We start from the raw sequence: 24,769 nt of genomic DNA on the forward strand, positions 1-24,769 counted from the left end.
GTTTGCGCGGCGGCCGGTCGTCTGCTTGGCTACTGAGCAGTAGCTTAGCTGGAGGAGACCCCGATGTCCGACACGCCGACGTTCGCGCTGTGGCACAAGCTGGCCGCCAAGCCGGGCGGGAAACAGCTGTTCAGCGCCGCGATGTGCCTGCGCGTGCCGTACTTCCGCACGGTGCTGCCCTCGGTGCGCGAGCTGCGGCCGGGCCACTGCGAGGTCACCGCGCCGAAGTGGTGGGGTGTTTACAACCACATCCACACGTTCCACGCGATCGCCGCCTGCAACCTCGCCGAGATCGCGATGGGCATGCTCGCCGAGGCGACGGTCCCGGCGACGCACCGCTGGCTGCCGAAGGGCATGAACGTCCAGTACGTCGCGAAAGCCGAAACGGGCCTGCGCGCGGTCGCGTCGCTGCCCGCGCTGCCGGAGTTCGGCGACGAAGGTGTTGAGATCGAGGTCCCGGTGACCATTTCGGACTCGCGGGGCAAGCCGGTGGTCACCGGGACGATCACGATCTGGGTGACGCCCAAGAAGCGTTAGAGCGGCTTGTACTGCACGTACGTGGTTTGGTAGAACGCGTTCTCGCCGGACGGCGACGGCAGGCCCAGGCGCCGGTCGACGAGCTTGCCGAGCGGGCCGCAGCCCCGGGTCGCCGGGAGGGCGAGGTCCGGGTCGACGACGCCGAAGAACGCGGTCTTCGGGTTGTCCGAGATCAGCCGCGGCGGCACGGCCGGGTCGTCGTGGACGACGGTGTGCAGGGGCGCGGACGCCGAGCCGATGCTGCAGTCCTCGCGCAGCAACGGGTGTCGCAGCACGGCGTAGACGTCGAGCTCGCCGCGGCGCTCGTCGTTGCTCTGGAAGTCGGAGTGACCGCCGTAGCGCAGCTGGATCGTCGTGCCGGCCAGGCCGGGAACGCTCACGGGAGCGTGTCGCAGCGAGCCGAACACCTGCGCGTACTGGCCGTTCACCCGGCCTTCGCTGAAGGTCAGCCGCATCTCCCCGAGCGGGATCTCCTTGCCGTCGATCGTCAGTTTCCCTTGCGAGACAAAGGCTTCGCAGCGCCACGTGCCCGGGTCGGCGTTCGCGGGCGGTGCCGGGCAGTCCGTGAAGTCGAACGTCGGCAGCTCGTCGGCGGACGCCGCCCCGGGCATGACGCCCAGTGCGGCGACGGCGACCGCGGCCGCCCCCAGTGCGAGAAGTTTCATGGCCGTGAGCCTGCTCGTCCCGCGCGGACCGGACATCCGGGATCGCCCCCAGGGGGACACCCGAGATTTCCCTCGATCGAGTGAAACGCGTTTCATTTAGTTAACGCCGTTTACTGAACTCGGGCATGCTCGGGACCATGTCTGCGTTCTCCCGCCGCCGGTTCCTCGGCCTCGCCGCCCTGAACTCCGCCGCCGCCCTCGGGCTGACCACGGTCTCGACGCGGCCCGCCGCCGCGTCGCCGCTCCCGGAGTACGCGCCGGCGGTGGTCGTCGGCACCGGCTACGGCGCCGCCGTCACGGCCCTGCGGCTCGGCGAGGCCGGGATCCCGACGCTGATGCTCGAGATGGGCAAGCTGTGGACCACGCCCGGTGCCGACGGCAAGGTCTTCTGCCCGATGCTGAACCCGGACGAGCGCGCGATGTGGTTCAAGGACCGGACCGAGGCGCCGCTCGCGTCGTTCCTCTGGCTCGACCTGGCCAACCGCGACATCGGGCGCTACGCCGGCGTGCTCGACCGGGTGAACTTCGGCGACATGGCGGTGTACCTCGGCCGCGGCGTCGGCGGCGGGTCCCTGGTCAACGGCGCGATGGCCGTGACGCCGAAGCGGTCCTACTTCGAGGAGATCCTGCCGCGCGTCGACGCCGCCGAGATGTACGGCAAGTACTTCCCGCGGGCGAACGCGGCGCTGGGCGTCAACGTCGTCGACCCCGGCTGGTTCGAGACGTGCCGGTCCTACCAGTACGCCCGCGTCTCGCGGAAGGCCGCGCGCCGGGCCGGGTTCGGCACGGTGTTCGTGCCCAGCGTGTACGACATGGACTACCTGCGCCGCGAGGAGGCGGGCGAGGTCCCGCGCTCGGCGGACGCGTCCGAGGTCATCTACGGCAACAACCACGGGAAGCGCTCGCTCGACAAGTCCTACCTGGCCGCCGCGCTCGGCACCGGCAAGGTGACCATCGAGACGCTGCGAGAGGTCCGCGAGATCCTTCAGCCCGACGGGACGTACACGCTCGTCGTCCGCGAGATCGACGAACACGGCACCGTCCTGGGCACGCGGCACGTGAACACCAAACACCTGTTCCTCGGCGCGGGCAGCGTCGGCTCGACCGAGCTGCTGGTGCGCGCCCGCGACACCGGACGCCTCCCCGGCCTGGGCGAAGCCGTCGGACGGGGCTGGGGCACCAACGGCAACGTCATGTGCGGCCGCGCCAACCACGTCTGGGACACCACCGGCAGCCTGCAGTCCGGCATGCCCGCGCTCGGCATCGACAACTGGGCGGACCCGGTGCACCCGGCGTTCGCCGAGATCGCGCCGGTGCCCGCCGGCCTCGAGACCTGGGTCAGCCTCTACCTGGCGATCACGAAGAACCCCGAACGCGGCCACTTCACCTACGACGCCGCGAGCGACTCGGCGAAGCTGCACTGGACGGCGTCGCAGGGGCAGCCGTCGATCGACGCCGCGAAGGCGCTGTTCGACCAGGTCAACCGGGCGAACAGGACGATCTACCGCTACGACCTGTTCGGCGACACCCGCACCTTCGAGAACCGCTTCACCTACCACCCGCTGGGCGGGCTGGTGCTCGGCGAGGCGACGGACGACTACGGCCGCGTGAAGGGCTACCGGAACCTGTACGTCACCGACGGCTCGCTCATCCCGGGCAGCACCGGCGTCAACCCGTTCGTGACGATCACGGCGCTGGCCGAGCGCAACATCGAGCGCGTCCTCGCCGAAGACCTCAGGGGCTGAGCTTCGCCAGCGAGTCGACGAACCCGTCGTCGGCGGCTTCGAAGAAGGACGCGTCGGCGGCTTCGACGTCCTTCAGGGCCTTCGCGACCAGGTCCAGCCCGGCCTGGGTGATTTCGAGGCGCTTCGCGCGCGCGTCGGCCGGGTCGTCGGCGCGGGCGAGCAGGCCGCGTTCGGCGAGCTTGCGGACGACCTGGCTGGTCATCATCGTGTCCGTGCCGGCCCGCTCGGCCAGCTGTCGCTGCGTCGGTGGCTCGCCCGAGCGGGTGAGCCACCACGTCGTGGTCAGCAGCACGAACTGGACGTGCGTGAGGTCGTGCGGGGCCAGCGCGGCCCGCATCGCCCGCTGCCAGGCCAGCGTCACGCGCCACAGCAGGAAGCCGGGGCTGCGCTCGGGGCCGGGCAGGCGGGACTCCGGGGCGGTCATACCCGCGATCCTGCCCTTCGGGGGTTCCGGGTGGCGGAGCCCCCGGCCCGGGGCGAAGCCCCGGATGTCTCAGCCTCAGCGAGGCGCGCAAGCGCTTGCATCGCTTGCGGAGTGTCCGACGTGACCTGCTCACCGAAGCCGTCGGGCCCGTCGATGGTGACGCGATAAGTGATGCGCGTACCGCCGTCGATGTCGGTCAGTTCGTGCTCGAACCACAGGTGGGCGTCGGGCAGGCGGGTTTCGTCGGTGAAGCCGCGCCCCTCGGTGACCTCGGTCAGCGTGAACGGGATCGGCGGCATCCCGTCCATCGTCATGGTGCCGCTGGTCCCGACGGCGAACGGGCCGTCGATGACCACCGAGCGGACGCCGGCGTCCCACTCGGGCCAGCGGGCGGTGTCGGCCCAGAGCGGCCAGATCGCGGCGGCGGGGGCGGTCGAGGTCTCGCTGTGCTCGTACTCGTAAAGTGCCATGCGGGCAGACTATATGCGCGCATACTAACTGCGCAAGGGGTCACGCGGACCCGGTCGTGCGCTGAGTCAGTGCGCCGAGCGCAGCTTGTCGTAGTAGGCGACGCAGTCCTGGTAGGACGGCAGCAGGCCCTGCTCCAGGGCTTCGGCCAGCGTCGGCGCCGTGCGGTCCTTCTCGGACAGGATCGGCTCGATGTCCGCCGGCCAGGGCAGGCCCAGTGCCGGGTCGAGCGGGGTGATGCCGTGCTCGCCCGTGGGGTTGTACGGCTCGGAGCACAGGTAGGCCATCACCGTGTCGTCTTCGAGGGCGATGAAGCCGTGTCCGAGACCTTCGGCGAGGTACGCCGAGTTGAACCGCTCGGAGTCGAGCCGGACGGCGTCCCACGTGCCGAAGCTCGGCGAGCCGACGCGGAGGTCCACGACGACGTCCAGCAGCGAGCCGCGTGCGCAGTAGATGTACTTCGCCTGGCCGGGAGGTGTGTCGGCGAAGTGGATGCCGCGGATCGCGCCGCGCCGGGACACGCTGTGGTTCGCCTGGGCCAGCCGCAGGGGGTGCCCGGTCGCCTCGCGCAGGACGTCCTCCTGGAAGGGGGCGACGAACAGGCCTCGCTCGTCGGGGAACGCCCGGGGGGAGAACTCGAAGGCGTCCGGGACGCTCAGCCGGCGGAATTCCATGGCGTCACCATATCGGGCGCTTAAAAAACCGAACGGACGTCTTGGCAATTGCCGGAATAGGGGTCCGATGTGACATCAGCCGCACCGAGGGGTCACCTTCCGGACCGGACCTGTCACACTGACTGGACCGCCGCGTCCGCGGCCATCGCCAGACCCACGGCACCGATGGCCGACGTGACGCCTCGCCGACAGGCCGGCGCTACCGCGCTGGGCTGCCGTGCCGGGAACAACCACGGTTTCCCCTGCAGCCGTGGTCCCGTCTCGCATGCCCAGGAGAAATTCCAGTGACCCAAGTCCGATCCGCGAGTTCCGTCATTCCCACTGGAGGAATGACGGAAACGACGACAGGAATCCCCATGAGCGACCCCACCGGCGCCGGAGCGCCGGTCACCGACGAAGAGATCTTCACCGGGCACGAGGGCGGCAAGCTCTCGGTGGCGGCCACCCGCCCGATCGCCAGCCCGCGTGACCTTTCGATCGCGTACACCCCGGGTGTGGCGAAGGTGAGCCGCGCGATCGCCGAGGACGCGGCCAAGGCCAAGCGGTACACGTGGGCGGACCGGCTCGTCGTCGTGGTGAGCGACGGGACGGCGGTGCTGGGCCTCGGCGACATCGGCGCCAGCGCGTCGCTGCCGGTCATGGAGGGCAAGTCGGTCCTGTTCAAGACCTTCGGCGGGCTCGACTCGATCCCGCTGGTGCTCGACACCACCGACGTCGACGAAATCGTCGAAACGATGGTGCGGCTGCGGCCGTCCTACGGGGCCGTCAACCTGGAGGACGTCTCCGCGCCGCGGTGCTTCGAGCTGGAGGACAAGCTCAAGCAGGCGCTGGACTGCCCGGTCATGCACGACGACCAGCACGGCACGGCGATCGTCACGCTGGCCGCGCTGCGCGGCGCCAACCTGGTCCTCGACCGGGCGATCGCCGACCAGCGCGTGGTCGTCTCCGGCGCCGGCGCCGCGGGTGTCGCGTGCGCGCGGATCCTGCAGGAGGCCGGCATCGGCGACGTCACCGTCCTCGACTCGCGCGGGATCATCCACGAGGGCCGCGACGGCCTGAACCCGATCAAGGCGCGCCTGGCCGCGACGACGAACAAGGCCGGTCTCCAGGGCGGGCTCGCGGAGGCGCTGGAAGGCGCCGACGTCTTCCTCGGCCTGTCCGGCGCGACGATCGACGAGACGCTGCTCGGCCGGATGGCGGGCGGTGGCATCGTGTTCGCACTGTCCAACCCGGACCCGGAGGTGCACCCCGAGGTGGCGGCGCGCTACGCGTCGATCGTGGCCACCGGGCGCAGCGACTTCCCCAACCAGATCAACAACGTGCTGGCGTTCCCCGGCGTGTTCCGCGGCGCGCTGGACTCCGGCGCGCGGGCGATCACCGAGGGCATGAAGCTGGCGGCCGCCGAGGCGATCGTGTCGGTGGCGATGGACGACCTGGGCCCGGACCGCATCGTCCCCTCGCCGCTTGACCCGCGCGTCGCCCCCGAGGTCGCGGCCGCGGTGGCGAAGGCCGCGGAAGCGGACGGCGTCACGGCCTGACGTTGGTCCGAAGGGCGGCACTTTCGCGGAGAGTGCCGCCCTTCGGCGTGTTCAGAGCAGTTCGGTGAGGCGGTGGCGGGGGACGTCGACCAGGCGCAGGTCCTGGAGTTCGGCGGGGACGTCCAGGGAGACGTTCGCCAGCCGGGCGTGTGCGCGCGTGAGCACCTCTTCCTGGTTTTCGACGGCGTCCGCGACCACCACCGCGTGCCGGTTGTCCGGGGTGCTCCGCAGGTACCGCAGCGCGTACTTCCCGCGGATCAGCTCCGAAAGCGCCGTCTGGGACCGTTCGTCCGCCAGGTCCGGGTGCGCGTTCGGCACCAGCAGCGCCAGGCGCCGGGCGTTCGTGCCCAGCAGGACGCGCAGCAGCCACGGGCCCGGGTCGGCCGAGAGGTCCATCGCGACCGCGTCGCCCTCGGGCCCGGAGATCGACCAGTCCACCGGCCGCGTTTCCGGCGAAAGCCCGCCCGAGACGGCGATCTCCTTCAGCTTCTCCAGCAGCGCCGGCTTCGTCCCGGACGCTTCCACCGACTGCGGCCCGTGCGTGTAGATCGCGGACTTCCCCTTGGCACCGCGCATCTTCTTGGCCTTCGCCGTCGGCTGGCAGACGTACAGGTCCGCCGCGCTGCCGATCGCCTGCGCCCCGAAGTAGCGGTTGAAGTCCGGCAGGATCGCCTCGAACGTCAGCCCGAGCGTGGCCAGCGAACGCTGCACCTGCGCGCCCAGCGCGGGGTGGCGCGGGCTGTAGCCGTACGCGAACAGCAGCCGTCCCTCGGACGGCTCCCGCAGCGCCTGGACGCCGCGCGCCGCGAACAGGCCCATGCCTTCGGGCGTGTACGGCGGGTCGCTGAACACCAGGTCGAAGCCGCCGTTGAAGGCCGGCGGCAGGCCGACGCGCAGGTCCGCGTGGGCGGTGGCGATCTCGCGCCCGCCGCGCTCGTCGAGGTAGGCCAGCACGCGCTCGTCGAGGTCGACGACGGTCAGCGACGCCGCCGGGCAGACCGCGCGCACCGCCAGCGACGTCAGGTCGTGGTCGCCGAGGAACAGCAGCCGCGCCGACGCGAGGTCGTAGCGCGCGTCCAGCCACAACGCGCGGCGCAGCACCGTCTCCGGCGTGGCCTGCACGTGGTCGAGCGCGGCCAGCGGCGGCGGGACCTCCGCGACCCACTCGGCGACCTTCGGCAGCAGCTCGTGGGTCGCGACGGCTTCGTCGAGCGGGTCGGCGTAGCGCGGGGTGCTGTACTGCAGGTACGACGCCGCGACGCCGGGGGAGAGCCGCAGCCGGTCGCCGCTGCGGTCGAGGTCGTCGCCCAGGGCCGCGAGGACGTCCTCGACGCTGCGCCGGGGCGCCGTGCTCAGCCGCACCAGCTCGCCGAGGTCGTGGTCGCCGGTGCGCAGGAGGTCGATGACGCGGTGCAGCGGGCGGACGCCGACGCCGTGCGCGGCGAGGACATCGTCGAGTGCCTTCACAGGCTCCGAGCCTAGTCACCACCTGCCGGAACACCGTGCCAACCGTCGCCAACTCGGCTACGGTCGATTGCACCGGACATGGGGAGTGGGCAAGTGACCATCGAATTCCGCGACGTGACCAAGCAGTATCCCGATGGGACGGTTGCCGTCGACAAGCTGAACCTGACGGTCGAGGACGGCACGATCACCGTGTTCGTCGGCCCGTCCGGCTGCGGCAAGACGACGTCGCTGCGGATGATCAACCGGATGATCGAGCCCACCGGCGGCCAGGTGCTGCTCGACGGCAAGGACGTCGCCGAGGGCGACCCGGCGCTGCTGCGCCGCGGCATCGGCTACGTCATTCAGCACGCCGGGCTCTTTCCACATAGGACGGTCCTGGACAACATTGCCACCGTGCCCCTGCTGTCCGGCTGGGACAAGGCGAAGGCGCGCAAGCGGGCGGCCGAGCTGCTCGAGACCATCGGCCTGCCGGTCGAGGTCGGCAAGCGGTACCCGGCCCAGCTCTCGGGCGGCCAGCAGCAGCGCGTCGGCGTCGCCCGCGCGCTCGCCGCGGACTCGCCGGTGCTGCTGATGGACGAGCCGTTCTCCGCGGTCGACCCGATCGTGCGCGAGGACCTGCAGAACGAGCTGCTGCGGCTGCAGTCGCAGCTGGGCAAGACCATCGTGTTCGTCACCCACGACATCGACGAGGCCGTCCGGCTCGGCGACAAGGTCGCGGTGATGCGCGTCGGCGGCAAGCTCGCCCAGTACGGCACCCCCGCCGACGTCCTGCGCCACCCGGTGGACGACTTCGTCGCGTCGTTCGTCGGCCGCGACCGCGGCTACCGCGGCCTGTCCTTCCTCTCCGCCGAGGGCGTCGAGGTCAAGGAGATCGAGCTGGTCGAGATCGGCTCCCCGGTCTCCGCGAGCGACGGCTGGCGGCTGGGTGTCAACACCGACAAGCAACCCCGCGGCTGGCTGCGCCCGAACTCCACAGTGGACGGCGTACTGTCCGAAGACGACCTCGTCGCCGGTGGTTCCCTGTGGGTCCACGGGACGCCGATCCGCGGCGCGCTCGACGCCGCGCTGTCCTCGCCCGCCAGTCTCGGCGTGGTCGTCGACGAAGACCACCGCGTGCTCGGCGGCGTGGTCGCGAGACAGGTATTGGACGTGATCGAGGCGACGCCCCAGGCGTCATGAGCTTCTTCGACGAGCTCGGGCAGTACCTGAGCAGCGCGAACACGCGCGTCGAAATCCTCGGTGACCTGGGCGACCACGTCTACCTGGCGCTGCTCCCGCTGGTACTGGGCATCGTCCTCGCGATCGCGGCGGGCTGGCTCGGGCACCGCTGGCGGCCCGCCCGGCAGGTGCTGATGGTGCTGGCCAACCTGCTCTACACGATCCCGTCGCTGGCGCTGTTCGTCGTCATCCCCGGCCTGATCGGGTCGAAGATCCTCGACAGCGTCAACGTCGTCGTCGCGCTGACGATCTACACCACGGCGCTGCTGGTCCGCCCGGTCCTCGACGCGCTCGACGCGGTGGCGCCGTCGGTGATCGCCGCCGCCACCGCCGTCGGGTACAAGCCGGTGCGCAAGTTTTTCGCCGTCGAGCTTCCGCTGTCCGTGCCGGTCCTCGCGGCCGGCGTGCGGGTGGCGTCGGTGAGCAACATCAGCCTGGTCAGCGTCGGTGCGCTGATCGGCACCGGCGGCCTCGGTGTCCTGTTCACCGACGGCTTCCAGCGTGAGTACTTCTCGCCGATCTTCGTCGGCATCGTGCTGACGCTCCTGCTCGCGCTGGTCGTCGACCTGGTCCTGGTGGGGATCCGGAACCTGCTGACGCCGTGGGAAAGGGTGGCTGTCGCATGATCACCGACCTCTTCCACTGGTTCGGCGACCCGGCGCACTGGTCGGGCCCGGACGGCGTCCCGCAGCGGCTGCTGGAACACCTGGGCTACGTCTTGCTGTCCTTGGTGATCGCGTTGGTCATCGCTGTCCCGCTGGGACTGTTCGTCGGGCACACCGGACGCGGCGGTGTCGCGTTGGTGAGCGCGGGCAACGCGATCCGCGCGCTGCCGACGCTGGGGCTCGTGACGTTCCTGTTCCTGCTCTTCACCGAAAGCGTCACCTCGACGATCATCGGGCTCGTCGTGCTGGCCGTGCCCCCGATCCTGGCCGGCACGTACGCCGGGCTGCAGGCGACCGACCACGGCGTGGTCGACGCCGCCGAGGGCGTCGGGATGACCGGCTGGCAGCGGCTCTGGAAGGTCGAGGTCCCGATCTCGCTGCCGCTCGTGCTGGGCGGCATCCGCAACGCCGTGCTCCAGCTCGTGGCGACGGCCGCGGTGGCCGCGTACGTCGGACTCGGTGGCCTGGGCCGGTTCCTGCTCGACGGACTGGCCATTTTGGACTATTCCGAGGTGATCGCGGGCGCGTTGCTGACGACGGTGCTCGCGATCGTCCTGGATCTGCTCTTTTCGTTGCTGAACCGTGCTTTGGTGCCGCGGGGCGTCCGGCTCGCGGAGGCCGTGAAGAAGGTGACGGCGTGAAACGGCTGGTCGTGCTGCTTGCTCTGGTCCTGGCCGCCGGGTGCGGCAACCCGCTGGCGGGCGGCGGCGAGGGCGGCGCGTCCGGCGACATCATCATCGGCGCGTCCGACGTCGGGGAAAGCCTGCTGCTGGCCCAAATCTACGCTGGCGCGCTTCGCAACGCCGGCGCCACGAACGTGACGGTGCGGCCGCCGGTCGGCAGCCGCGAGGTCGTCGTCAAGGCGCTGCAGGACAAGTCGCTGTCGGTGGTGCCGGACTACAGCGGGAACCTGTTGCGGTACTTCGACAAGGAGACTTCCGCGACGACGTCCCAGGACGTCTACGCGCAGCTGAAGCAGGAGATCCCGGCCGGGTTCGAGGTCCTCGACCAGGCGCCGGCCGAGGACAAGGACCTCCTGGTCGTGGGGTCGCAGCTGGCGGCTTCGGGCGTCAAGACGTTCTCCGACCTGGGCAAGCGCTGCGGCGAGCTGGTGTTCGGCGGGCCGGGCCAGTGGAGCAGCCGCTGGAAGGATCAGATCAAGAAGCTGTACGGCTGCGAGTTCAAGGAGATCCGCACGACCGACACGGGCGGCCCGGTGACGGTGGCGGCGCTGAAGTCGGGCGACGTCCAGGTGGCGGACCTGTTCAGCACGTCGTCGACGATCGCGGCGAACGGGTTCGTGCCGCTGGTCGACGACAAGAACATGTTCCCGGCGCAGAACATCGTCCCACTGGTGGCGCGCGGAACGCTGTCCCCGTCCGAGGTGGCCGCGCTGAACCGCGTCTCGGCGGCGCTGACGACCGAGCAGCTGACCGAGCTGAACGTCGAGTTCACCGAGAAGAAGCGCAACCCGCTGGACATCGCCGAGGACTTCCTGGCGCGCAACAACCTGAAGTCCTAGTCCAGGGCGAGCTTGACGCCGAGCCCGATGAAGATGCCCCCGGTGGCGACCTCGATGCGCCGCTGGTTCTTCTTCCGGCGCACCCACCCGCCGACGCGGCCGGCGAGCACCCCGACGGCGCCGTCGACGAGGAACTCGAACACGATCATGACGGCGCCGAGGACCGCGAACTGCAGGGCCACGTGCCCTCGCGCGGGGTCGACGAACTGCGGGAGGAAGGCGATGGTGAAGGTGACCATCTTCGGGTTGAGCAGGTTGGTCAGCAGGCCGCTGAGGTAGGCGCGGTCGCTCTTCCGCTCGACGAGCGGCTTCCGGTTCCGGATGGCTTGCACACCGAGGTAGATGAGATAGGCGGCCCCGGTGACCCGGACGACGGTGAAGGCGACGGGAACGGCGGCGAAGAGAGCGGCGAGCCCGGCGGCGGCGACGGCGACGTGGATGGCTTCACTGGTGGCGACCCCGGCGGTGGCGAGCAACCCGGCTTTCGGGCCGCCGCGCATGCCGCAGCCGAGGATGAAGAGCATGTCCGGGCCCGGGGTGACCATCGCGACGATGGTGGTGAGGACGAAGGCCAGGAGGAGGTGCGGGTCGACCGGCATGCCCCGATCCTGACACGCGGGGCGGAGTGGACGAACTTGTTTTCCGCTCCCGGCGCGCTGCCATGATGGGGTGCGTGGCCACTGACTACGACACCTTCGCCGAGGCGTACGCCGCCGAGAACGAGACCAGTCTGCAGAACGCCTATTACACGCTGCCCGCCGTCCTGGACCTGGCCGGGAACGTCGCCGGGCGGCGGGTCCTCGACGCCGGCTGTGGCTCCGGGCCCCTCGCCGCCGCACTGCGGGAGCGGGGCGCCGCCGTGTCCGGCTTCGACGCCAGCGCCAAGATGGTCGAGCTGGCCCGGCGGCGGCTCGGACCCGATGCCGACCTCCGCGTCGCCGACCTGGGCGAACCCCTGCCTTACCCCGACGGCGCCTTCGACGACGTCGTCGGGGCCCTCGTCCTGCACTACCTCGAGGACTGGACCGCGCCGCTCGGCGAGCTGCGGCGCGTGCTCACGCCCGGCGGCCGGCTGATCGCGGCCGTCAACCACCCGTTCCTCTACAAGCTCATCCATCCCGAAGGTGACTATTTCGCGACCGTCCGGTGGTCCGAGGAATACACCTTCGACGGCCGGGAGACCGTTCTGACCTACTGGCATCGGCCGCTGCACGCGATGACCGACGCCTTCACCGCGGCCGGCTTCCGCACCGCCGTCGTCAGCGAACCGCCGTTCGCGCCGGAGGCCCGGGACCTGTTCCCCGACGAACTCGCGGGATTCCAGTCGGGGGCCTTCCTGGGCTTCCTGTTCTTCGTCCTCGAGGCCGCCTAACGTCGTAAGGCTGCTGCGACCAGGCCGGCGTCCTCGATTCCGCGCTCCGGTGGCTCCTCCGGCAGCGGCAGCAGCACCACCGACCCGCTCCCCGCCTCGTGCAGCGCACGAACGGCCGCTACGCACTCGTCCACATCGCCGCACACGGCCAACCGCGACAGCCACGAAGGATCCAGCCCGACAGCCAGCTCGTCCACAGTGGACGCCGAGTCCACCAGCTCCAGCAGCTCCGAAGCGAACGGCAACCCCTCGACCTGCACGCGCGCGCCGGGCGTCAGCGACTCCGCGATCGTCACCCGCGCTCGATCGGGATCGCCCAGAGCCAGCCAGTTGTACGTCACCAGAGCGTGGTGGGGTGGGGCACCTTCGGCCGACCGCCCGGCGGCGATCCCCGCCAGCGCCGTCCGCACGAACTCCGGCGGCGCGGGCTCCGCCAGGATCGTCCCGTCCGCCGACGATCCCGCCACGGCCAGGGACTTCGGGCGGCGAACCCCGGCCAGCACCGGGGGAACCACAGCAGGGGGGAACACCAGCTCCACCTCGTCCAGGTCGACGTGCCGGCCGGTGACCGACACCCGGTCTCCCGCCAGCAGACGGCGGACCGCCACCAGCGTCTCCTCCAGCGCCGCCAGTGGCGAGGCCGGGTACGCGCCGATCTGGCGCATCCACGACGCCACCCCGTGGCCCAGCCCGCCGATCAGCCGGCCCGGGTGCAACTCCGCCAGCGCCGCCAGCTCCATCGCCGCGATCGCCGGGTTGCGGGCCACCGCCGGCAGGACGCCGATGCCCACCTTGATCGTCGACGTCACCGCCAGCGCCGTCGCCACCGTGGCGATGCCCGCCGCCCAGAAACAGTCCTCGACCAGCCAGACCTCGTCGAGACCGGCGGCCTCCGCCTGACGGGCCAGCTCGACCAGCCTGGCCGGCGGCTGCTCGCGGTTGATCCGGACGCCGACGGACGAGCTCGGTGCGTACATGCAACTCCTCAGATCCGGGAGAACGCCGGCGCGTACTCGAACGCGCCCGCCTGCGTGGGTTTGTAGCCGGTGAGCGTGCGGGCCTGGAAGTGCTTGCCCCAGGCCGGATCCGGCGCCGCGATCGAGAGCGTCGACGCCGTGACGAAGCCGAACCGCGCGTAGTACGCCGGGTCGCCGAGCAGGACGACCACGCCGTACCCGAGCGCGTCCGCCGCGCCGAGCACCGCGTGCACCAGCGCCGACCCGACGCCGACGGCCTGGTGCCCGGGCAGCACGCCGAGCGGCCCCAGCCCGACAGCCGACGTCGTGTCGTCGCCGATGCGGGCCCGGCTGCAGCACACGTGCCCGGCGAGCTCACCGTCGCGGACGGCCACCAGCGACAGCGCGTCGAGCAGGTCGCCGTCCGCGCGCAGCTCGTCGACCAGGGGTGCTTCGACCGGGGTGACGCCGGGTTCGCGCCGGAAGGCCTCGCTGTGGATCGCGTACACGGTGGTCCGGTCGGCGGGCGTCTCGCGGCGGATCAGCATGTCCGCCACCTTGCCTCGAACCGGCCGCGGGCGAAAGCCGGTTTTCGGCGTAGCACCTCGCAGACGACGAAGGCCTCCTCCCGGCTCGGCGGGAGGAGGCCTTCGTCGTGCTCAAGCGATCAGTCGAACGCCTTCGAGATCAGCGCCTTCTGCTCCACCTCGTGCACCTTCGACGAACCCGCCGACGGCGCCGCCATCGGGCGGCGGGAGACGACTTCCAGGTTCGAGAAGAGCTCCGGGAACTTGCGGGGCAGGTTCAGGCCGAAGAACGGCCACGCGCCCTGGTTTTCCGGCTCCTCCTGGACCCACACGACCTGCGAAGCGTTCGTGTAGCGCTCCAGCGCCGCCAGCAGCTTCTTCTTCGGCAGCGGGTAGTACTGCTCGATCCGCACGATCGCGACGTCGTCCGCCTCGCGCTTCGTCCGCTCCGCCACCAGCTCCCAGTACAGCTTCCCGGAGGTCAGCAGCACCTTGCGGATCTTCGCCGGGTCCGGCGTCACGTCGTCGATGACCGACATGAACCGGCTCTGGCCGGTGAAGTCCTCGGTCGAGGAGGTCGCGGCCTTGTTGCGCAGCATCGACTTCGGCGTGAAGACGATCAGCGGGCGCTGGATGCCGTCGAGGGCGTGCCGGCGCAGCAGGTGGAAGTAGTTCGCCGGGGTGGACGGCACCGCCACGGTCATCGAGCCCTCCGCGCACAGCGAGAGGAACCGCTCGATGCGGCCCGACGTGTGGTCCGGGCCCTGGCCCTCCTGGCCGTGCGGCAGCAGCAGCACGACGTCCGAGCGCTGGCCCCACTTGGCCTCACCGGAGGAGATGTACTCGTCGATGACGGTCTGCGCGCCGTTGACGAAGTCACCGAACTGCGCTTCCCACATGACCAGCGACTCGGGGTTCGCCACCGAGTAGCCGTACTCGAAGCCGACGGCCGCGTACTCCGACAGCGCCGAGTCGTAGATCATCACGCGGCCCTGGCCCTCGGCCAGGTTCTGCAGCGGCGAGTACTCCTGGCCGGTCTTGCGGTCGATGAACACCGAGTGCCGCTGGGTGAACGTGCCGCGGCGGGAGTCCTGGCCGGACAGCCGGACGAGCCGGCTCTCCATCGCCAGCGACCCGAACGCGAGCAGCTCGCCGAACGCCCAGTCGATGTCGCCCTCGCGGGACATCTTGTGGCGACGCTCCATGACCGGCTTGACGCGCGGGTGCGGCGTGAAGCCCTCGGGCACGTTCACGAACGCGTCGCCGATGTGCTCCAGCGTCTCCTTGGTGATCGCCGTCGCGACCTTGGCCGGGACCTGCTGCTCCTCCTCGACCGAGGGGCTCGCCTTCGCCGGGTGCTTCTCCAGCTCCCGGACCTCGTTGAAGACGTGCTCCAGCTGGCTCGAGAAGTCGCGCAGCGCGGCTTCGGCCTCTTCGACGGAGATGTCCCCGCGGCCGATCAGCGACTCGGTGTAGGTCTTCCGCACCGAACGCTTCGTGTCGATGATGTCGTACATCGCCGGCTGCGTCATCGAGGGGTCGTCGCCCTCGTTGTGGCCGCGGCGGCGGTAGCAGATCAGGTCGATGACGACGTCCTTGTGGAACGCCTGCCGGTACTCGACGGCCAGCTTGGCCACCCAGTGCGCGGCCTCCGGGTCGTCGCCGTTCACGTGGAAGATCGGCGAGCCGATCATCTTCGCGACGTCGGTGGCGTACTGCGACGAGCGCGAGTGCTCCGGCGCCGTCGTGAAGCCGACCTGGTTGTTGACGATGACGTGCACGGTGCCGCCGGTGCGGTACCCGCGCAGCAGCGACAGGTTCAGCGTCTCGGCGACGACGCCCTGGCCCGCGAAGGCCGCGTCGCCGTGCATCAGGACCGGCAGCACGGTGTAGCCCTCGCCGCCCTTGTCCAGGAGGTCCTGCTTCGCGCGGACGATGCCCTCGAGGACCGGGTCGACGGTCTCCAGGTGCGACGGGTTCGCCGTCAGCGAGACCTTCGTCTCGCCGTCGCCGAACATGCGGAAGTACTTGCCCTCCGCGCCGAGGTGGTACTTCACGTCACCGGAGCCGTGCGCCTGGCCCGGGTCGAGGTTGCCCTCGAACTCCTGGAAGATCTGGCTGATCGGCTTGCCGACGATGTTGGCCAGCACGTTCAGCCGGCCGCGGTGCGGCATGCCGATCACGACCTCGTCGAGCTCGTGCTCGGCGGCCTTGTCCAGCAGCGTGTCGAGCAGCGGGATCGCCGTCTCGCCGCCTTCGAGCGAGAAGCGCTTCTGGCCGACGTACTTGGTCTGCAGGAACGTCTCGAACGCCTCGGCGGCGTTCAGCTTCGAGAGCACGTACTTCTGGACCGCGGGGTCCGGCTTCTCGTGCGGGATCTCGACGCGCTCCTGGATCCAGCGGCGCTCCTCGGGGTCGAGGATGTGCGTGTACTCGATGCCGACCGTGCGGCAGTACGAGTTGCGCAGCACGCCCAGGATGTCGCGCAGCTTCATCCGCTCCTGGCCGGCGAAGCCGCCGACCGGGAACTCGCGGTCGAGGTCCCAGAGCGTCAGGCCGTGGCTCAGCACGTCGAGGTCGGCGTGGCTGCGCTGGCGGTAGTTCAGCGGGTCCGTGTCGGCCATCAGGTGACCGCGCATCCGGAACGCGTCGATGAGCTCGATCACGCGGGCGGTCTTGTCGACCGGGCCCTCGGGGATGTCGGCGACCCAGCGGATCGGCTCGTACGGCAGGCGCAGGCTCGTGAAGACGTCGTCGTAGAAGCCGTCTTCACCGAGCAGCAGCTGGTGGATGCGCTTGAGGAACTCGCCGGACTCCGCGCCCTGGATGATGCGGTGGTCGTAGGTCGAGGTCAGCGTCATGATCTTGCTGATGGCCAGGTCGACCAGCGTCTTCTCGCTGGTGCCCTCGAACGACGCCGGGTACTGCATGGCGCCGACGCCGATGATGGCGCCCTGGCCGGCCTGCAGGCGCGGCACCGAGTGGTTGGTGCCGATGCCGCCCGGGTTGGTCAGCGAGATCGTGGTGCCGGCGAAGTCGTCCGCGGTCAGCTTGTTGTTGCGGGCCTTCTTGACGACGTCCTCGTAGGCCTGCCAGAACTGCAGGAACGACATGTCCTCGGTGTTCTTGACCGAGGCCACGACGAGGTTGCGCGAGCCGTCCTTGCCCTTCATGTCGATGGCGAGCCCGAAGTTGACGTGCTCCGGCGTGATCGCGAACGGCTTCCCGTCGATGACCTGGTAGTGCCGGTTCATGTTCGGGTAGTTCTTCAGCGCCCGCACCATGGCGTAGCCGATGAGGTGCGTGAAGGAGATCTTGCCACCGCGGGTGCGCTTGAGGTGGTTGTTGATGACGATGCGGTTGTCGGCCATCAGCTTGGCCGGGACCGCGCGCACGCTGGTCGCGGTGGGGACGCTCAGCGAGGCGTCCATGTTCTTCGCGATGGCGGCCGCGGCGCCGCGCAGCTGCTTCGACTCCGGCTCGTCCTTCTTCGCTTCGGCCTTCGGCTCCGCCTTGGCGGCGGCCGGCTTCGGCGCGGCCTTCGGCTCGGTCTTCGCGGGGGCCGCCTTCGCCGGGGCCGGCTTGGTGGCCGCCTGCTTGGCCGCCGACTCGGCGTTCTGCACGGCCTTGGGCGACGGCTGCGAAGCCTGGCCGTTGGTGGCCGGCTTGGCTTCGGCCTGCTGCCGGGCGTTGTCCGCCTTGGCCTGCGCGTTCTGCGTCGGCTTGAAGTCCGCGAAGAAGTCGTGCCAGGCGGCATCGACTGAGGAAGGGTCGGCGAGGAACTGGTCGTACATCTCCTCGACCAGCCACTCGTTGGGGCCGAATTGTGACGCAGGGCTGCTGCTGGACACGGCTGGGGCTCGCCTCTATCCGTCTCGATCTCGATCATGAATCCGCTGATGCGCCTACCAGGCTAACCCCCTCGGTGACCGCGATGTGATGGAACCGGCCTGTGTGAGGCGTGGCGCACTAGGGGATCGGTCACTGACTCGATCAAGATGTGCTAAGGGAACCTTAAGCGCTGTACCCGGTACAGGGTTCGCGGGCTCTTTCGCCGGGGTTGGTCCGTCGGTGTGGGGACGTTCACCATGGCGGGTTCCACTGGAGGGATGTGGCTGGTCGAATGTCCTTCGTTCTGGGACCAGGGCCTGGTGCGGCCGCTGGTGACGGAGTCCGGCACGGTCGTGTTGCGGTGCGACTCGTGCCAGGCCGTCTGGCCGACGCTGGCCGACTTCGAGGAGATGGAGTGGGTCGAGCCCGACGAGCCGGACTGGCTGGTCGGAGCCGGGGTGCACGTGCGCCCGGGGACGGTCCGGTGGGCTTCGCGGCCGGACGTCGAGGCGGCGGGGCTGGGCTCCCTGAAGTGGCGGGCGCTGCCTTAGGCGGTGGCCTCGATGGCCTTCTTCACCTCGGCTGACAGCTCGTACGGCGGCTCGTGGGGGACGAGCTTCACCGCCTTGTGCAGCTGGTCGGTGGCCAGGAGGCCGGAGATGTCGCGCATCACCGGGGTGACGTCGGTGATCGACTGGACCCATTCATCGACGTAGTGGCCGACCGCTTCGCCGGTGAGGCCGATGCGGATCGCTTCGAAGTTCAGCGGCGTGTGGTCGAGATCTCGCTCGGCGTCCCACTGGATGAGCACCGGACCCTCATGCGAGAGGGCCCACTCGAAGCCCTCGCGCGTGAGGTCGACGGCCAGGACGCGCTCGTGGCCGGGCTTGCTCCCGTTGCCGCTGTGGTAGGCGGCCAGACGGAAGGACGGGTCGAGCCACGTCGTGCCGCCGTCCAGCCCGGCGAACGTCTGCTTCTCGAGCGCGGCGTCGGCGACGGCCGGTGAGCACGCCTGGTAGACGCGGACCGTCGTCTCGGTCTGCGCAGCTCGCACCTGCCGGTCGGGGACCCGCTTCTCTTCGAACATGCCCGCCATGCTCCCAGCGCCCCGGCCGCCCGGCCACGGACTTTCGGCGTTCAGCCGAGGGCCCAGAGGCGGGCGTAGAGGCCGTCGGCCGCCAGGAGTTCCTCGTGGGTTCCGGTTTCCGCGATGCGGCCGTGGTCCAAGACCACGATGCGGTCCGCGCGGGCCGCCGTGGCCAGCCGGTGGGCCACCACGAACGTCGTGCGGCGGCGGGACACCGTCTCGGTCGCCCGGAGGACCGCCGCCTCCGTCGACGGGTCCAGGGCCGCCGTCGCCTCGTCGAGCAGGAGCACGTCCGGGTCCACCAGCTCGGCCCGGGCCAGCGCCACCAGCTGACGCTGCCCCGCCGACAGCGACCGGCCGCGCTCGCCCACCGGCTGCAGGAAGCCCGCCGGGAGGGCCGCGACGCCGTCGAACGCGCCCACCGCGCGGACCGCCGCCTCCACCTCGGCGTCGGACGCCGCCGGGCGGCCGTAGCGGACGTTGTCCGCCACCGTGCCCGAGAACAGGTGCGCCTCCTGCGGCACCACGCCCATCCGGCGCCGCAGGCCGTCGAGCTGGTACTCGCGGACGTCCGTGCCGTCGATCCGGACCTCGCCGCCGGTGACGTCGTAGTAGCGCGCCACCAGCTTCACCGCCGTCGACTTGCCCGCGCCGGTCGCGCCGACCAGCGCGATCGTCTCCCCGGCCGCGACGTCCAGCGAGAACTGCTCCAGCGCCGGAGTCTCGGCGCCGGCGTAGGAGAAGTCGACCTCCTTGAACGAGACCTCGCCGCGCAGCCGCGGCGGCACCGCGACGGCGTTCTCCGCCGCCGGCACCGACGTCGGCGTCCGCAGCAGGTCGCCGATCCGGTTCAGGCCGACGCGGGCCTGCTGGTAGCCGTCGAACACCGACGACAGCTGCTGGATCGGCGAGAAGAACTGCTGCAGGTACAGCAGGAACGCGAGCAGCACGCCGGCCGACAGCGTCCCGGCCGAGACGCGGTTGGCGCCCGCGACCAGCACGGTCGTCGTCGCCAGGTCGGACAGCAGCGCCACCAGCGGGAAGTACGTCGCGACGTACCGCTGGGCCCGCAGCCGCGAGCGCCGGTAGTCGTCGCTGCGCGAAGCGAACGCCTCCGCGGAACGGTCTTCGCGCGTGAACGCCTGGGCGACGCGCAGCCCGCTGACGTTCTCCTGCATGTCCGCGTTGACGACGCTGACCCGCTCGCGGGCCTCGTTGTACGCCTTCGACGCCGCCCGCCGGAAGATCACCGTGGCCACCGCCAGCACCGGCACCATCGCCAGCGCGAACATCGCCAGCCCGGCGTCGGTGACCAGCAGCGCCGCCGTGATCCCGGCCAGCGTCAGCGCGCTGACCACCGCCGTCGCGAGCCCGGTCTGCAGGAACGTCGAGAGCGCGTCGACGTCCGTCGTCATCCGGGTCATGATCTTCCCGGACAGCTCCCGCTCGTAGTAGTCGAGCCCGAGCCGCTGCAGGTGCGCGTAGCTGCGGACGCGCAGCGCGTACAGCACCGTCTCGCCGACCCGCGACGTCAGGCGCGTCTGCGCGAACACCACCGCCCAGTCGGCCGCGATCACCACGGCGCCGATGCCGGCGGCCAGCCAGATCATCGACTCCACGCCCGCGCGGACGCCGTGGTCGACGCCGAACTGGTAGAGCCCCGGCAGCGCGATCGACGCCAGTGCGTCCGCCGCCACCAGCCCGATGACCAGCGCCAGGGGCCAGCGGACCGGCCGCAGCAGCCGGCCCAGCCGGAAGCCGGGGTCGGGCGCGGTGACGTCCACATCGGACATCCGCGGCTCGTCCGCGGCGGGCGGGAGCTTGCGCACGCCTTCGATCAGCTCCGGCGTCGGCGGCACGTCGAGGCCGCCGCCCCCGCCGACGAACCCGCTGCTGTTCGGGTTGCCGCTGCGCTGCCGCGCCGCGTCGGCCAGGTCGTCGACCTCGTCGCGGCTCTCGTCCCGCGGCCACAGCGCCCGCGTGATCCCCGCCGGGCCGAGGTCGAGGCCTTCGCAGCGGTGCTTCTCCTCGACGTCGTCGCCCGGGCCCGCGACCAGCTCGCGGAACAGCGGGCAGCGCGCCGTCAGCTCGGCTTCGGTGCCGACGTCGACGACGCGCCCCTCGTCCAGGACCGCGATCCGGTCGGCCAGCGCCAGCGTCGAGCGCCGGTGCGCGATCAGCAGTGTCGTGCGGCTCGCGGTGACCGAGCGCAGGGTTTCGTGGATCGCCGCCTCGGTGACGGTGTCGATGGCCGACGTCGCGTCGTCCAGGATCAGGATCCGCGGGTCGGTGATGAGCGCCCGGGCCAGCCCGAGCCGCTGCCGCTGCCCGCCCGACAGCGTCAGCCCGCGCTCGCCGACCAGCGTGTCGTAGCCGTCGGGCAAGGCGCGGATGAACTCGTCCGCCTCGGCCGCGCGCGCGGCCGCGACGATCTCCTCCTCGCTCGCGTCCGGACGGCCGTAGGCGATGTTGTCCCGGATCGACGAGGAGAACAGGAAGGCCTCCTCGAACACCACGCCGATCGCCTGCCGCAGCTGCCGCAGCGGGACGTCCCGGACGTCGAGGCCGCCGACCCGCACCGAGCCCGCGTGCACGTCGTAGAACCGGGGCAGCAGCAGGGAGATCGTCGACTTCCCGGAGCCCGCGGTGCCGACCAGCGCGAGGGTCTCGCCCGGGTTCGCGGTGACCGACAGCCCGGCCAGCACCGGGTCGGTCCGCGTGTAGCCGAACCGGACGTCGGCCAGCTCGACGCCGAGCGGCCCCGGCGGCAGCGGCCGCGCGTCGGGGGCGTCGACGACCTCGGGTTGCGCGTCGATCAGCTCGTACACGCGCTCGGCGCCGGCGCGGGTCAGCTGGGCCTGCACGACCAGGCCGGACAGCATCCGGGCCGGGCCGATCAGCGTCGCGAGGTAGGTCGCGAAGGCGAGGAAGGTGCCGAGGGTGATCGAGCCGTTCAGCGCGAGGACACCGCCGATGCCGAGCACGGCGACCTGGCCGGCGGCGGGCAGGGCCGCGGTGGTCGCCGTCGGCACCGCCGACAGCTTCGCCGCGCGAAGCCGCTCCGCGAACAGCTTGCGCGCGGTCCCTTCGAGCTTCGTGACCTCCCGGGTCTCCTGGCCGAAGCCCTTCACGACGCGGACGCCGGTGACGGTCTCTTCGACCTGCTGCGCGACGTCCGCCGCGCGCTGCTGCGCCGACCACGTCGCCGGGAAGAGGCGCTTGCGGCTGCGGGCGATGACGACGCCGACCGCGGGCGTGACGACCAGCGCGATCAGCGTCAGCACCGGCGACATCCACAGCATCGCGGCGAACGACAGCACCGCGAAGATCACCGAGCCGAACGACAGCGGGATCTGCATGAGGATCCCGACGACCAGCTGCAGGTCCGAAATCGCGCGCGAGACGACCTGGCCGGTGCGCAGCGCGTCCTGCTTGCCGCCGTCGAGGCGCGAGACCGCGTTGAAGACCTTCTGCCGCAGGTCGTGCTGGACGTCGAGGGCGAGCTTCCCGCCGAAGTACCGGCGGAGGAAGGCGGTGGCGAACGCGACCAGCTGCAACGACACCAGGAAGACGGCGATCCCGGGCAGCGCACCGGTCCGCCCCGCCACGGCGTCGTCCACCGCCGTGCGCACCAGCAGCGGGCTCGCCGCCTGCACGCCGACGCTGAACACGGCGGCGAGCAGCGACAGCACGACGATGGCGCGGTGCTCCCAAGCCGCGGCGGACAGCCGGCGGACCCAGCCGACGGTCTCAGCGGGTGGGAGCTCTTGACGGGAGCGAGGAGGAGCGATGGTCACGTTGTCACACTAAGCGCCGCCACCGACAAAATATTTCCCCGAACGCGAGGAAGGCCGCCTCGAAGACTTCGAGACGGCCTTCCCGGACGGGTGAAACTACGTGATGTCGCGCTTCTGGTTGCCCGCCCAGCCGAGGCCGAAGAAGAGCATCGTCCACGCGAAGAAGATCAGCGCCGACGCCCACCAGGACAGCACGCCGGGCGCGGCCGCCGTGTACTGCAGCAGCAGCTGGGCGCCCGAGTTGACGTCGTCCGGCAGGTTGAGCGAGTTGAACCCGAACGCGTCCGCGGCGATCCCGCCGACGATCCCGTTCGCGGTGCCGTTCGGCAGGATCCCGCCCAGGAGGGTCGTCTGGCCCCACAGCAGGATCACCAGCACGTTCTCCACGATCAGGAACCACACGAGGAACAGCACCACCGCGAGCGGCACGTTGCGCAGCACCGCGCCGAACCCGATGCCGAACAACGTCACCAGCACCGAGGCCAGGATCGTCCCGCCGAGCGCGGCCAGCCACTGGCCCGCCGACGGCCACCGGCCCGAGTCGACCGACGACATGACGGCGATCGCCGAGACGCCGAAGCTGACCAGCCCGTAGATCGCGCCCCACCCGACGTAGGTGAGCATCTTCGCCGTCAGCGCCGAAATCCGGTTCGGCGCGGTCAGGAACGTCGTCGTGATCGTCTTGCTGCGGTACTCGCCGGCGAGCGCGAAGATCCCGAACAGCCCGGGGACCAGCTGCGCGATGTTGACGCCGTGCGCGAGCGCGAGCAGCCCCACCGGCACCTGGCTCGGGTCCAGGCCGATCAGCCGGGTGACCTGCCGGGCATCGCTGTCCGAGCTCAGGAAGTCCGCGAAGTCGTTGGTGATCTTGCCCCACGCGAACGTCAGCCAGAACGCCACCAGCGCCAGCGGGATCAGCAGCACCCACCACGTCTTCAGCGACAGCGTCTTGCGGAACTCCGCCTTGATCAGGTTGCCCATCACTGCTGCGGTCCTCCCCGGTACTGCTGCTGTTGCGGACCCGACGGCGGATACCCCGGCGGCGGGCCCTGGTACTGCGGCTGCGGCGGGTAACCCTGGGGGCCGCCGGCGTACTGGCCCTGCGTCAGCTGGAAGAACATCCGCTCCAGGTCGGCGTGGTCCTCCTGCATCCCGTAGACGGCGATGCCGGCCTTCGCGGCGATGTCCCCGATCTGCTGGACGCTCGACCCGGCGACCGCGACCCGGCCGTCCGGCGTCGGCGAGACGGCGGTGATGCCGTTCTCCTGCAACGCCTTCACGAGCGCGGAGGGGTCCGCCGGCTGCACCAGCACGCGCGACTGCTGGCTCTTGCGCAGCTGGTCCAGCGAGCCGTAGTACCGCGTGACGCCCTGGCTGATGATCACGACCTGGTCGATCAGCTGCTCGACCTCGTTGAGCAGGTGGCTCGAGACCAGGACGGTCCGCCGCTGCTCCCGCGCGTACGAGCGCAGGAAGTTGCGCAGCCACAGGATGCCCTCGGGGTCGAGGCCGTTCGTCGGCTCGTCCAGCACCAGCACCTGCGGGTCACCCAGCAACGCCGTCGCCAGCGCCAGCCGCTGCCGCATGCCGAGGGAGAAACCGCCGGCCTTCCGGTCCGCGACGGCGCCCAGGCCGACCAGGCCGAGCACCTCGTCCGCGCGGCGGTCCGGCACCCCGATGGCCGCCGCGTAGACGCGGAGGTGATTGCGCGCCGTGCGGCTCGGGTGGAAGCCCTCGTTCTCCAGCACCGAGCCCACCACCCGCGCCGGGTTCCCCAGCTGCGAGTGCGGACGCCCGTTGATCGTCGCCTGCCCCGCCGTGGGCGTCACCAGCCCGAGCAGCATGCGCAACGTCGTCGTCTTCCCGGCGCCGTTCGGGCCCAGGAAACCCGTCACCGAACCCGGCTCGACCGTGAAACTGAGGTTCTGCACCGCGTTCACCGCGCCGAACTGCTTGCTCAGGTTCTGCACCACAATCCGGCCACTGCCGTCGTGCATACCGTCCCCTTACGTTCCCCGCTGATGCGGCGTCATCCTGCCCTACCCGCGCCGCCCGCGCGCACGGAACGGCCGAACCCGCGGAGAGCGACGTTCGTCACGTTCCGCTACCGGAAGTGGTCGCCCTGCGTGGCGCTTGCACGGCGCTGACCTGAGGTTTCGCGGTCGAGGTGTGCTGGAGGGCAGATCAACTTGGTAAAGAATTCGCTCGACTTGCCGACCCGGTGCAGCAAAGTCCGGCGAACCCCTCTAAGCTTGTCCTTGGCGGCCCGCTCCCAA

At 70.7% G+C, this 24,769-nt stretch carries 22 protein-coding genes; 9 read left to right on the plus strand and 13 right to left on the minus strand.

Going from position 1 to position 24,769, the window contains the following annotated elements; translation table 11 throughout:
* The first annotated feature begins 63 nt into the window (after positions 1-63).
* Positions 64-537 (plus strand): hotdog fold domain-containing protein, encoded by a 474-nt coding sequence (locus ABZ342_RS31745; RefSeq protein ID WP_360480706.1) that lies wholly within the window; start codon positions 64-66, stop codon positions 535-537.
* On the opposite strand, the gene ABZ342_RS31750 is transcribed toward ABZ342_RS31745, so the two are convergent.
* Positions 534-1,202, minus strand: a complete 669-nt coding sequence (locus ABZ342_RS31750) for a hypothetical protein (RefSeq protein WP_360480709.1) — start codon at positions 1,200-1,202, stop codon at positions 534-536. The two genes, ABZ342_RS31745 and ABZ342_RS31750, sit on opposite strands and share 4 nt — an antisense overlap.
* Before the next feature lie 137 nt (positions 1,203-1,339).
* On the opposite strand from ABZ342_RS31750, the gene ABZ342_RS31755 reads away from it, so the two are divergent.
* Complete coding sequence (locus ABZ342_RS31755; protein ID WP_360480712.1) at positions 1,340-2,947, plus strand: GMC oxidoreductase; 1,608 nt, start codon at positions 1,340-1,342, stop codon at positions 2,945-2,947.
* Here ABZ342_RS31755 and ABZ342_RS31760 read toward each other — a convergent pair.
* The 3 genes from ABZ342_RS31760 to rfbC form a co-directional block, all read right to left on the minus strand.
* Complete coding sequence (locus ABZ342_RS31760; RefSeq protein WP_360480715.1) at positions 2,937-3,371, minus strand: MarR family winged helix-turn-helix transcriptional regulator; 435 nt, start codon at positions 3,369-3,371, stop codon at positions 2,937-2,939. The genes ABZ342_RS31755 and ABZ342_RS31760 overlap by 11 nt on opposite strands.
* The gene (locus tag ABZ342_RS31765) at positions 3,368-3,841 is read right to left on the minus strand and encodes an SRPBCC family protein (protein WP_360480718.1); all 474 of its coding nucleotides are present in this window, start codon (positions 3,839-3,841) and stop codon (positions 3,368-3,370) included. The genes ABZ342_RS31760 and ABZ342_RS31765 overlap by 4 nt, the downstream gene beginning before the upstream one ends.
* 66 nt (positions 3,842-3,907) lie before the next feature.
* Positions 3,908-4,513, minus strand: coding sequence for a dTDP-4-dehydrorhamnose 3,5-epimerase (gene rfbC / locus ABZ342_RS31770; protein ID WP_360480721.1), 606 nt, complete (start codon positions 4,511-4,513; stop codon positions 3,908-3,910).
* A gap of 356 nt (positions 4,514-4,869) precedes the next feature.
* Between rfbC and ABZ342_RS31775 the strand changes: the two genes are divergently transcribed.
* Positions 4,870-6,051, plus strand: a complete 1,182-nt coding sequence (locus ABZ342_RS31775; RefSeq protein ID WP_360480724.1) for an NADP-dependent malic enzyme — start codon at positions 4,870-4,872, stop codon at positions 6,049-6,051.
* Positions 6,052-6,102: 51 nt separating this feature from the next.
* Here ABZ342_RS31775 and ABZ342_RS31780 read toward each other — a convergent pair whose 3' ends face one another.
* Positions 6,103-7,518: a bis-aminopropyl spermidine synthase family protein gene (locus tag ABZ342_RS31780; RefSeq protein ID WP_360480727.1), complete on the minus strand. Its 1,416-nt coding sequence runs from the start codon at positions 7,516-7,518 to the stop codon at positions 6,103-6,105.
* Positions 7,519-7,611: 93 nt separating this feature from the next.
* On the opposite strand from ABZ342_RS31780, the gene ABZ342_RS31785 reads away from it, so the two are divergent.
* From ABZ342_RS31785 to ABZ342_RS31800, 4 genes are read left to right on the plus strand one after another with little or no spacing between them, the layout of a single operon-like run.
* A complete protein-coding gene (locus tag ABZ342_RS31785) occupies positions 7,612-8,697 on the plus strand; it encodes an ATP-binding cassette domain-containing protein (protein ID WP_360480730.1) in 1,086 nt (361 codons plus the stop codon).
* Positions 8,694-9,362: an ABC transporter permease subunit gene (locus ABZ342_RS31790; protein WP_360480733.1), complete on the plus strand. Its 669-nt coding sequence runs from the start codon at positions 8,694-8,696 to the stop codon at positions 9,360-9,362. The genes ABZ342_RS31785 and ABZ342_RS31790 overlap by 4 nt, the downstream gene beginning before the upstream one ends.
* Positions 9,359-10,042 (plus strand): ABC transporter permease subunit, encoded by a 684-nt coding sequence (locus tag ABZ342_RS31795; RefSeq protein WP_360480735.1) that lies wholly within the window; start codon positions 9,359-9,361, stop codon positions 10,040-10,042. Before ABZ342_RS31790 ends, ABZ342_RS31795 begins: the two co-directional genes overlap by 4 nt.
* Positions 10,039-10,923, plus strand: coding sequence for an ABC transporter substrate-binding protein (locus ABZ342_RS31800; protein ID WP_360480738.1), 885 nt, complete (start codon positions 10,039-10,041; stop codon positions 10,921-10,923). The genes ABZ342_RS31795 and ABZ342_RS31800 overlap by 4 nt, the downstream gene beginning before the upstream one ends.
* On the opposite strand, the gene ABZ342_RS31805 is transcribed toward ABZ342_RS31800, so the two are convergent.
* Positions 10,920-11,522 carry a LysE family translocator gene (locus tag ABZ342_RS31805; protein WP_360480741.1) on the minus strand — a complete coding sequence of 201 codons (603 nt, stop codon included), beginning with the start codon at positions 11,520-11,522 and terminating at the stop codon, positions 10,920-10,922. The two genes, ABZ342_RS31800 and ABZ342_RS31805, sit on opposite strands and share 4 nt — an antisense overlap.
* Before the next feature lie 65 nt (positions 11,523-11,587).
* Between ABZ342_RS31805 and ABZ342_RS31810 the strand changes: the two genes are divergently transcribed.
* Complete coding sequence (locus ABZ342_RS31810; RefSeq protein WP_360480828.1) at positions 11,588-12,295, plus strand: methyltransferase domain-containing protein; 708 nt, start codon at positions 11,588-11,590, stop codon at positions 12,293-12,295.
* Here ABZ342_RS31810 and ABZ342_RS31815 read toward each other — a convergent pair.
* The 3 genes from ABZ342_RS31815 to ABZ342_RS31825 all read right to left on the minus strand — a co-directional run bounded on the left by ABZ342_RS31815 (position 12,292) and on the right by ABZ342_RS31825 (position 17,629).
* Positions 12,292-13,272, minus strand: a complete 981-nt coding sequence (locus tag ABZ342_RS31815) for an LLM class flavin-dependent oxidoreductase (protein ID WP_360480743.1) — start codon at positions 13,270-13,272, stop codon at positions 12,292-12,294. The two genes, ABZ342_RS31810 and ABZ342_RS31815, sit on opposite strands and share 4 nt — an antisense overlap.
* Positions 13,273-13,280: 8 nt before the next feature.
* Positions 13,281-13,799: an N-acetyltransferase gene (locus ABZ342_RS31820; RefSeq protein WP_360480746.1), complete on the minus strand. Its 519-nt coding sequence runs from the start codon at positions 13,797-13,799 to the stop codon at positions 13,281-13,283.
* A 119-nt stretch (positions 13,800-13,918) separates the two neighbouring features.
* The gene (locus tag ABZ342_RS31825) at positions 13,919-17,629 is read right to left on the minus strand and encodes a multifunctional oxoglutarate decarboxylase/oxoglutarate dehydrogenase thiamine pyrophosphate-binding subunit/dihydrolipoyllysine-residue succinyltransferase subunit (RefSeq protein WP_360480749.1); all 3,711 of its coding nucleotides are present in this window, start codon (positions 17,627-17,629) and stop codon (positions 13,919-13,921) included.
* Between the two features lie 258 nt (positions 17,630-17,887).
* On the opposite strand from ABZ342_RS31825, the gene ABZ342_RS31830 reads away from it, so the two are divergent.
* Entirely contained in the window at positions 17,888-18,160 is a 273-nt protein-coding gene (locus ABZ342_RS31830) for a hypothetical protein (protein WP_086856909.1), read from the plus strand.
* Here ABZ342_RS31830 and ABZ342_RS31835 read toward each other — a convergent pair.
* From ABZ342_RS31835 to ABZ342_RS31850, 4 genes are all read right to left on the minus strand, one after another.
* Complete coding sequence (locus tag ABZ342_RS31835; RefSeq protein ID WP_360480752.1) at positions 18,157-18,696, minus strand: DUF4291 family protein; 540 nt, start codon at positions 18,694-18,696, stop codon at positions 18,157-18,159. The genes ABZ342_RS31830 and ABZ342_RS31835 overlap by 4 nt on opposite strands.
* A gap of 50 nt (positions 18,697-18,746) precedes the next feature.
* Entirely contained in the window at positions 18,747-22,493 is a 3,747-nt protein-coding gene (locus ABZ342_RS31840; protein WP_360480755.1) for an ABC transporter ATP-binding protein, read from the minus strand.
* 96 nt (positions 22,494-22,589) lie between these two features.
* Positions 22,590-23,474, minus strand: coding sequence for an ABC transporter permease subunit (locus ABZ342_RS31845; RefSeq protein WP_155541143.1), 885 nt, complete (start codon positions 23,472-23,474; stop codon positions 22,590-22,592).
* Positions 23,474-24,490 carry an ABC transporter ATP-binding protein gene (locus ABZ342_RS31850; RefSeq protein WP_360480758.1) on the minus strand — a complete coding sequence of 339 codons (1,017 nt, stop codon included), beginning with the start codon at positions 24,488-24,490 and terminating at the stop codon, positions 23,474-23,476. Before ABZ342_RS31850 ends, ABZ342_RS31845 begins: the two co-directional genes overlap by 1 nt.
* Positions 24,491-24,769 lie beyond the last annotated feature (279 nt).

The organism is Amycolatopsis sp. NPDC005961 (genome assembly GCF_040629235.1).
Classification (GTDB): Bacteria; Actinomycetota; Actinomycetes; order Mycobacteriales; family Pseudonocardiaceae; genus Amycolatopsis; species Amycolatopsis camponoti.

Bases quoted from the DNA above. Each gene is read 5' to 3' on its own strand.
- ABZ342_RS31760 (WP_360480715.1), bottom strand. From the start codon at position 3,371: ATGACCGCCCCGGAGTCCCGCCTGCCCGGCCCCGAGCGCAGCCCCGGC.
- ABZ342_RS31810 (WP_360480828.1), top strand. From the start codon at position 11,588: ATGGGGTGCGTGGCCACTGACTACGACACCTTCGCCGAGGCGTACGCC.
- ABZ342_RS31750 (WP_360480709.1), bottom strand. From the start codon at position 1,202: ATGAAACTTCTCGCACTGGGGGCGGCCGCGGTCGCCGTCGCCGCACTG.
- ABZ342_RS31795 (WP_360480735.1), top strand. From the start codon at position 9,359: ATGATCACCGACCTCTTCCACTGGTTCGGCGACCCGGCGCACTGGTCG.
- ABZ342_RS31820 (WP_360480746.1), bottom strand. From the start codon at position 13,799: ATGCTGATCCGCCGCGAGACGCCCGCCGACCGGACCACCGTGTACGCG.
- ABZ342_RS31815 (WP_360480743.1), bottom strand. From the start codon at position 13,272: ATGTACGCACCGAGCTCGTCCGTCGGCGTCCGGATCAACCGCGAGCAG.
- ABZ342_RS31765 (WP_360480718.1), bottom strand. From the start codon at position 3,841: ATGGCACTTTACGAGTACGAGCACAGCGAGACCTCGACCGCCCCCGCC.
- ABZ342_RS31775 (WP_360480724.1), top strand. From the start codon at position 4,870: ATGAGCGACCCCACCGGCGCCGGAGCGCCGGTCACCGACGAAGAGATC.
- ABZ342_RS31745 (WP_360480706.1), top strand. From the start codon at position 64: ATGTCCGACACGCCGACGTTCGCGCTGTGGCACAAGCTGGCCGCCAAG.
- ABZ342_RS31790 (WP_360480733.1), top strand. From the start codon at position 8,694: ATGAGCTTCTTCGACGAGCTCGGGCAGTACCTGAGCAGCGCGAACACG.
- ABZ342_RS31805 (WP_360480741.1), bottom strand. From the start codon at position 11,522: ATGCCGGTCGACCCGCACCTCCTCCTGGCCTTCGTCCTCACCACCATC.
- ABZ342_RS31850 (WP_360480758.1), bottom strand. From the start codon at position 24,490: ATGCACGACGGCAGTGGCCGGATTGTGGTGCAGAACCTGAGCAAGCAG.
- ABZ342_RS31830 (WP_086856909.1), top strand. From the start codon at position 17,888: ATGTGGCTGGTCGAATGTCCTTCGTTCTGGGACCAGGGCCTGGTGCGG.
- ABZ342_RS31835 (WP_360480752.1), bottom strand. From the start codon at position 18,696: ATGTTCGAAGAGAAGCGGGTCCCCGACCGGCAGGTGCGAGCTGCGCAG.
- ABZ342_RS31845 (WP_155541143.1), bottom strand. From the start codon at position 23,474: ATGGGCAACCTGATCAAGGCGGAGTTCCGCAAGACGCTGTCGCTGAAG.
- rfbC (WP_360480721.1), bottom strand. From the start codon at position 4,513: ATGGAATTCCGCCGGCTGAGCGTCCCGGACGCCTTCGAGTTCTCCCCC.
- ABZ342_RS31755 (WP_360480712.1), top strand. From the start codon at position 1,340: ATGTCTGCGTTCTCCCGCCGCCGGTTCCTCGGCCTCGCCGCCCTGAAC.